Source organism: Diplocloster hominis (genome assembly GCF_032380655.1).
GTDB classification, from domain to species: domain Bacteria; phylum Bacillota; class Clostridia; order Lachnospirales; family Lachnospiraceae; genus Diplocloster; species Diplocloster hominis.
Map to the genome: position 1 here is coordinate 119,712 of NZ_JAWDIY010000018.1, position 7,314 is coordinate 127,025.

The 7,314-nt window shown below is 49.1% G+C and carries 7 protein-coding genes and 1 tRNA gene; 6 read left to right on the plus strand and 2 right to left on the minus strand.

Translation table 11 applies throughout. The features are described from left to right. Position 1 precedes the first annotated feature (1 nt). A complete protein-coding gene (locus ABC831_RS16815; protein ID WP_343249255.1) occupies positions 2 to 541 on the minus strand; it encodes a helix-turn-helix domain-containing protein in 540 nt (179 codons plus the stop codon). A 229-nt stretch (positions 542 to 770) separates the two neighbouring features. Here ABC831_RS16815 and ABC831_RS16820 point away from each other — a divergent pair, with 229 nt between their 5' ends. Next, complete coding sequence (locus ABC831_RS16820) at positions 771 to 1,826, plus strand: lactonase family protein (protein WP_343249256.1); 1,056 nt, start codon at positions 771 to 773, stop codon at positions 1,824 to 1,826. Between the two features lie 50 nt (positions 1,827 to 1,876). Beyond that, on the plus strand, positions 1,877 to 2,065 hold the full coding sequence (locus tag ABC831_RS16825) for a (2Fe-2S)-binding protein (RefSeq protein ID WP_158354233.1): 189 nt from the start codon (positions 1,877 to 1,879) through the stop codon (positions 2,063 to 2,065). Between the two features lie 85 nt (positions 2,066 to 2,150). On the opposite strand, the gene ABC831_RS16830 is transcribed toward ABC831_RS16825, so the two are convergent. Continuing rightward, complete coding sequence (locus tag ABC831_RS16830; protein ID WP_343249257.1) at positions 2,151 to 2,696, minus strand: prolyl-tRNA synthetase associated domain-containing protein; 546 nt, start codon at positions 2,694 to 2,696, stop codon at positions 2,151 to 2,153. A 264-nt stretch (positions 2,697 to 2,960) separates the two neighbouring features. Here ABC831_RS16830 and ABC831_RS16835 point away from each other — a divergent pair. The 4 genes from ABC831_RS16835 (at position 2,961) to ABC831_RS16850 (ending at position 7,194) form a co-directional block, all read left to right on the plus strand. Beyond that, positions 2,961 to 3,032, plus strand: a tRNA-Glu gene (locus ABC831_RS16835). Between the two features lie 199 nt (positions 3,033 to 3,231). Then, positions 3,232 to 4,773, plus strand: a complete 1,542-nt coding sequence (locus ABC831_RS16840; RefSeq protein WP_343249258.1) for a Ppx/GppA phosphatase family protein — start codon at positions 3,232 to 3,234, stop codon at positions 4,771 to 4,773. A 17-nt stretch (positions 4,774 to 4,790) separates the two neighbouring features. Further along, the gene (locus ABC831_RS16845; RefSeq protein WP_343249259.1) at positions 4,791 to 6,926 is read left to right on the plus strand and encodes an RNA degradosome polyphosphate kinase; all 2,136 of its coding nucleotides are present in this window, start codon (positions 4,791 to 4,793) and stop codon (positions 6,924 to 6,926) included. A gap of 37 nt (positions 6,927 to 6,963) precedes the next feature. Next, positions 6,964 to 7,194 carry a hypothetical protein gene (locus ABC831_RS16850; RefSeq protein ID WP_343249260.1) on the plus strand — a complete coding sequence of 77 codons (231 nt, stop codon included), beginning with the start codon at positions 6,964 to 6,966 and terminating at the stop codon, positions 7,192 to 7,194. Positions 7,195 to 7,314 lie beyond the last annotated feature (120 nt).

Consider the following 7,314-nt stretch of genomic DNA (forward strand, 5'->3'; position numbering starts at 1 on the left):
GTTAGAAACTGGGCGGCGAACTGACCCAGAGAATAATGGCCCCGGTTTTCGGGCTGGCGGTGATGAAATGTTTGGAACTGGGAATATAATAAAAGGATTCCCCTTTTTTGGCTTTATATTTTTTATTTCCGATGTGGATCGTAATGCTGCCCTGAAGAACGTATCCGAATTCCTCCCCCTCGTGGGGATTATCCGGGTAAGTGGAGCCGCCGGGCTGCAGAGTCAGGCGTATGGGTTCCATGATATTTTTCTGGGCATTCGGTATAATCCACTCGATCTTATTGAGAAGCTCGGGATCTGTCTTTTCAAAATAGTCCGCGTCATGAAAGACCACCTGCTCATCTGCGGTATCATTAAAGAAATCCTTTAGATCCGTGCCGAGGCACTGCAGAATATCGACCAGTGTGGCGATGGAGGGGGAAGTCAGATCCCGCTCGATCTGGGAGATAAAGCCCTTCGATAACTCCGCTCTGTCCGCCAGTTCTTCCTGGGTTAAGCCCTTACCGATCCGCAGTTCTTTTAACTTATTTCCGATCTCCATGATCATACTCCTTTTTCAGTGAAAAAACAGTAAATATAAACAAAAAGTTTACAAATGCTAAACGCAGCATCAGCTATCATTATACACGTTTTTATACCACTGTCAATCAAAATTTTCGTCAATTTTCTACGAATCAAATTTCCCTATTCTTTTCGAAATTTCTGTGGTAAAATATGTAGAAGATTGAGAGATTATTTTGTAGTCAAGCCATAAGAGGAGGACATAAAATATGAAGAAAGATAAATATGTGGCATATGTGGGTACCTACACGCACGGAAGCAGTATCGGCATCCATCTGTATGATCTGGATGTGGAAGCCGGCAGGATGACGGAGCGTAAAGTGATTCCGATCAATAATTCTTCCTATGTTATAAAATCTCATAATGGAAAGTATCTGTACTCTATCGCGGATGAAGGCGTGGAAGCATTCAAAATTCTGCCGGACGGGGATCTGGAGCCGATTAATAATGCGGCCACCGGGGGTATGCGGGGATGCTTTCTGGCCACCGATCAAAAAGACCGCTTCCTGTTTGTGGCCGGATATCACGATGGCCGGGTATCGGTGCTGCATTTAAATGAAGACGGCAGCGTAGGCGATATCGCGGATGGTATTTTCCATCAGGGCCTTGGCGGGCTGGCAGAGAGGAACTTCAGGCCTCATGTGAACTGCGTGGCCATGACTCCCGATGAAAAGTATCTGTGTGCGGTGGACCTGGGTGTGGATCAGGTGAAACTATATAAGCTGGACCATAACACAGGTCGGATCAAACTGATTGACATTCTGCGCTGTGAGCTGGAAAGTGCTCCTACCCGGCTGCTGTTCAGCCCGGACGGCCGGTTCGCTTATCTGATCTGTGAGCTTAAGAATTATATCAATGTCTATACATACAACGGGACGGGCAAGAGCCCGAAGTTTGAGCTGATTCAGACGATCTCCACGTTAAATAAGAAATACGAGCGGGGCAGCGCGGCCTGCGCCCTGCGGTTTTCACCGGACGGAAACTATCTGATCTGTTCCAATGCGGGAGACGATAGTGTGGGAATGTATAAAGTGAATCACGAGACCGGAGAGCTTCAGAAGATCTGCATCCTCCCGATCAGCGGGGATTATCCCAAGGACATCGCTATCTTCCCGGACGGACGGCACCTGATCTCTTTGAATCATGAATCGGACTCCATCACTTTCTTTACTGTGGATTACGAACAGGGCACGCTGGTGATGAATGGGAAGGAAGTAAAGGTGGATACACCGAACTGTGTTTTGATTTCAAAAATCGGAGAATAGCGGTATCATTTTCCTGCTTCTGGGAACAATGGAAGCAGGAGGCGATACTTATGGATATGAATAAAACAGTTTGTACCTGTTATGGGGTAACCATCGGCGATCTGAAAGAGGCGATCGAAAACGGAGCAGGCTCCTTTGACGAGGTACAGGAAATCACGAATGTGTCTACAGCCTGCGGCTCCTGTGAGGAATACGCCAGGAATGTGGTGGAAGAATTACTGAAGGAGCAGGAAAGTTAAAAGGGGACATGTCCAAATCGGTCCGGGACAGGTACAAACCAGTTTGTACCTGTCCCGGACCGATTTGGACATGTCCCCTTTTAACTTACAGGTCGACGATCGTGGGAGTATGACCGACCTTAGGAAGGAACTTTTCCAGGATATCGGAAGTTTTTATTTTAAGACTGGACGTATTGATACAGGGATGGCATCCGATATATTCATGCTGAAGCACATCCCGGTCGATTAACAGGCGGACGTGCTGTTTTGGATCATTCATAAGGGCAAGAACGGTGACGGAACCTGGGGTTAAGTCCAGATATTGTTCCATTGCTTGCGCGTCGCCGAAAGAGAGGCGGGCGGAACAGATCTGTGCGGAGAGGTCTTTGGTCTTAAAAGGCTTCTCACCGGGCATCATCAGCAGATAATAATTGGTTTTCTGCCGGTTGCACAGGAACAGATTTTTGCAGATGGAGACACCCAGCAGTCTGTCGATCTCATGGCAGTCGTCGATGGTTGAAGTGACATCATGGTCAGCGCGAAGATAAGGGATCTGCAGGCGATCCAGCAGTTCATAGACGGCCATTTCTTTTGACAGTCGGTTCTGCGGATCGGGTTTATCGCTATAGAGCGTCGGATCAAATTTTAACATTTTATAACCTCCTTACGGGATCTGATTATCCGGATGTCCGGCATCCGGCCTATGCTTGATAATGAATTAGCTTTTGGTTCATAAACCATATTTTATCAGTATAAATTAAATATTGGAAGTTGGCAATGATGAATATAAGGATAAAGGGAAGGGCCTGTCCCCTCCGCAGCTGGCTGTGAGCGTAAGAAAAATTTTAAAAAAATTGTAAAAAACACTTGCAATATTTATTATTTTGTTATAAGATATGCAAGTGCCAGTCATTAAGGTCCGTTGGTCAAGCGGTTAAGACGCCGCCCTCTCACGGCGGAATCAGGGGTTCGATTCCCCTACGGACTGTTTTGGTGTACATAGCCATTAGCTTCGGAATATTTCCGGAGCTTTTTTAGTACCATAAAAGTGATCCTATGAAATAAAAAATGTACTGCCGGAAAATGCCCTTAACCTATGTTTTACTTGAATTTTACAAAAGAACCTAGCCATTTCCCGGGATTGATAGTAAAATAAAAAGAAATGTGTCATAAAGGGGAGAAGATGTATGCAGTACACAACCTTTGCAGCAATAGATATCGGCTCTTATGAGCTCAGCATGAAAATATTTGAACTGTCCTCCAAAATGGGAATGCGGGAGATCGACCATATCCGCCATAGAATCGAACTGGGCATGGATACTTACCGCTCCGGACGGATCAGTCATGATCTGGTGGAAGAACTCTGCGAAGTTCTTCAGGATTTCAAACGGATTATGGGGGAATACAAGGTTTCCGATTACAGAATCTGTGCTACCAGTGCGATCAGAGAGACTAAGAATACTATCCTGGTGCTGGATCAGATCCGTACCCGTACAGGTTTTGATACAGAGGTATTAAGCAATTCCGAGCAGCGTTTCCTGGGATATAAGTCCATCGCCTCAAAGGAGACGAACTTCCGGTCCATCATACAGAAGGGAACGGCCATCATCGATGTGGGCGGCGGCAGCATACAGATCTCCCTGTTCGACAGAGACAGCCTGCAGAGCACCCATAACTTAAGATTCGGTACCCTGAGAATCAGGGAGAGGCTGGCGGCGCTGGAGGGAAGCAGCCTGCGCTACGGCGACATTGTAGAAGAGATGATCAACACGGATATTTACAATTTCCGTCGGCTCTATCAGAAGGAGCAAAAAATTGAGAATATTATTATAGTAGGGGAATTCATCAACCAGATGATCCAGCGTATTACCAAGGATACCCAGGAACACTTCGTCACCTGTGAGAATTTTATGAAATTCTGTGATGAAGCGGGAGAGCAGGCTCCGGAGCAGATCGCTCAGGAGCTGGGTGTTCCGGCGGAGAACTCCGCCATGATTCTGCCGGCTCTCGTGATCTACCGGAGGCTGGTCACCGAGCTCGGCGCGGACTATATCTGGGCTCCCGGTGTGGAACTCACAGATGGAATCGCGTACCACTACGCGGAACAGAATAAAATCATAAAATTCCAGCATAATTTTGATAATGATATCCTGGCCGCGGCCAAGAATATCGGCAAGAGATATATGTGCAACAAGACCCATATCGCCGTAGTTTCCGAGCTGGCGATGATCGTGTTCGACTCCACGAAAAAATTGCATGGTATGGGAAAGCGGGAGCGGCTGCTGCTCCAGATCGCGGTGCTCCTGCATGACTGCGGAAAATATATCAGCCTGGTAAAAGTGGCGGAGTGCTCCTACAGTATCATCATGTCCACGGAGATTATCGGCCTTTCCCACAAAGAGCGTGAGATCATCGCCAATGTGGTGCGTTATAACACACTGGATTTTGAGACCTTTGACAATATCGTGGATAAAGATCAGCTGGATGTGGGCAGTTATCAGACCATGGCGAAACTGGTGGCGATCCTAAGAGTCGCCAACGCCCTGGACCGCAGCCATAAGCAGAAGTTCAAAAACTGTAAAGCCGCATTAAAGGAAAAAGAACTGATCATCACAGTGAACACGGTGGATGATATCTCCCTGGAATGTGAGCTTTTCCCGGAAAAAGCAGGTTTCTTTGAAGAAGTATTCGGTATACAGCCAAAAATAAAGCAGAAAAAGAAAATATAGGGAGGGATTAAGAGCTTATGGAACAGAACGATTATAAAAAGCCGGAATATTATATGAACCGGGAGTTAAGCTGGATCAAATTCAACGACCGGGTATTATCCGAGGCGAGAGACAAAAGCATACCGCTCTTCGAGCGGTTAAAATTCTTAAGCATTACTGCGTCGAATCTGGATGAGTTCTACATGATCCGGGTAGCGTCTCTAAAAGATATGGTACATGCGGAATACACAAAACCGGACATCGCCGGTATGACTCCGTCGCAGCAGCTGACCCAGATAAGTGAAGAACTTCACGAGATGACCTCGCTTCAGTATTCCACCTACAACCGCTCCCTCCTCCCCGCGTTAAAGCAGCACGGTCTCAGAATCATAACTTATCACGAAGACCTGACCGAAGAGGAAGGAAAGTTTGTGGATAAGTACTTCATGGAAAATGTGTACCCGGTGCTGACCCCTATGGCAGTAGACTCCTCCAGGCCATTTCCCCTGATCCGCAACAAGACGCTGAACATCGCGGCATTATTAGTAAAAAAAGAGGAAAAAAGCCGGGAAGAATTCGAATTCGCCACCGTACAGGTTCCATCCGTACTCCCCAGAATCATTCAGATCCCCGGAAAAAAAGAAGAGACTACGGTCATCCTGCTGGAAGAGATCATCGAGCGGAACATCCAGTCCCTGTTTTTAAGCTATGATATCATCTGTGCCCATCCCTACCGTATTATCCGAAACGCCGATCTGACTATCGACGAGGATGAGGCGGCAGACCTTTTAAAAGAAATACAAAAGCAGCTGAAACGCCGCCAATGGGGGGAAGTCATCCATCTGGAAGTGGAAGAGAAGATGGATAAGCGTCTTTTGAAAATCCTGAAACGGGAATTCGCCATGCTGGAAGAAGATGTCTACAAGATCAGCGGTCCGCTGGACCTGACCTTCTTAATGAAGCTATACGGCCTGGACGGCTACAAAAGCCTGAAAGCCAAACCTCATGTACCGGCTCCAGTGCCCGAAACCATGACCGACGAAGACATCTTCACCCAGATCCGCAGCGGGGACATCCTGCTCCACCATCCGTTCCAGAGCTTCGACCCGGTAGTCAACTTCGTAAGACAGGCAGCCAAAGATCCGGACGTCCTGGCCATCAAGCAGACCCTTTACCGGGTCAGCGGCAACTCTCCGATCATAGCGGCGTTAGCCCAGGCAGCAGAAAACGGAAAGCAGGTATCTGTCCTGGTAGAATTAAAGGCCAGATTTGACGAGGAAAACAATATCGTCTGGGCCAAGATGCTGGAGAAAGCCGGCTGCCACGTCATCTACGGCCTGGTAGGCTTAAAGACCCACAGCAAAATCACCTTAGTAGTGCGCAGGGAGGAAGACGGCATCCGCCGCTACGTGCATCTGGGAACCGGAAATTACAACGACGCCACGGCAAAGCTCTACACGGACATGGGACTTCTGACCTGTTCCGAAGCCATCGGGGAAGATGCCACCGCCGTATTCAACATGCTGTCCGGCTACTCCGAGCCCCTGTCCTGGCACAAGCTGGCACTGGCTCCGATCTGGCTGCGTGACCGTTTCATCAGCCTGATCCGCAGAGAGACCCAGCAGGCCAAAGAAAAGAAGCCGGCTCATATCATAGCCAAAATGAATTCCCTGTGTGACCAGGACATCATCGCCGCCCTCTACGAAGCCTCCGCGGCCGGAGTAAAAGTGGACCTGATCGTCCGTGGGATCTGCAGCCTCAAAACCGACATCCCGAAGGTCAGCGAAAACATAACGGTGCGCTCCATAGTGGGCAATTTCCTGGAGCACAGCCGGATCTTTTACTTCTATAATAATGGGCAGGAAGAGATCTACATGGGCAGCGCCGACTGGATGCCCCGAAACCTGGATAAGCGGGTAGAAATCCTCTTCCCCGTAGAAAACGAAACACTAAAACAAGAGGTCATCCACATCCTCCAGATCCAGCTGGAAGACAACGTAAAAGCCCACATCCTCAACAAAAAAGGAAGCTACGAAAAAATAGACAAACGCGGCAAGATCCTGATGGACTCCCAGATGTACTTCTGCGAAGAGGCGGCCGCCCGGGCGGTCCGCCCTGCGGAAGATACCACCCAAAGCAGGGTGTTCGTTCCGGCGGAACCGATCGGGGACTGAGGGAGTGGACTTAGGGCCGGAGCGAGCTGGTGTAAGTATGGATGCTGGGAGGGGGGCTGACGTTGGCGGGCGTATCGCTTTGGATGGGCCTTTGACGGGTGTCCCGTTGGGGGCGGTATCCTGCTGGACTGGGGGGCTTCCTCTGGTTTGGGTGAGCCTTCCGCTTCTGGCTGGGGCGGGCGGCGGAGTCTGGGGATGCTCCCGGCGGCCGGGTCCTTTTGTGTCTCCTTGGGAGTGCGGAGGGCTTGCGCTGGTATCAGCTAAGTGAAATCGAAAAGCCGGGTTCAGGAATCGAGCCTATTCACCAGGAACACATGAAGTGTTCCCGGTTCAGAGGCTCTTGCCCGTCGGACGTGAAGTCCGCCGTGCATCCTGAACCCGGCTTTTC

Bases quoted from the DNA above. Each gene is read 5' to 3' on its own strand.
- ABC831_RS16820 (WP_343249256.1), top strand. From the start codon at position 771: ATGAAGAAAGATAAATATGTGGCATATGTGGGTACCTACACGCACGGA.
- ABC831_RS16840 (WP_343249258.1), top strand. From the start codon at position 3,232: ATGCAGTACACAACCTTTGCAGCAATAGATATCGGCTCTTATGAGCTC.
- ABC831_RS16830 (WP_343249257.1), bottom strand. From the start codon at position 2,696: ATGTTAAAATTTGATCCGACGCTCTATAGCGATAAACCCGATCCGCAG.
- ABC831_RS16825 (WP_158354233.1), top strand. From the start codon at position 1,877: ATGGATATGAATAAAACAGTTTGTACCTGTTATGGGGTAACCATCGGC.
- ABC831_RS16845 (WP_343249259.1), top strand. From the start codon at position 4,791: ATGGAACAGAACGATTATAAAAAGCCGGAATATTATATGAACCGGGAG.
- ABC831_RS16850 (WP_343249260.1), top strand. From the start codon at position 6,964: ATGGATGCTGGGAGGGGGGCTGACGTTGGCGGGCGTATCGCTTTGGAT.
- ABC831_RS16815 (WP_343249255.1), bottom strand. From the start codon at position 541: ATGGAGATCGGAAATAAGTTAAAAGAACTGCGGATCGGTAAGGGCTTA.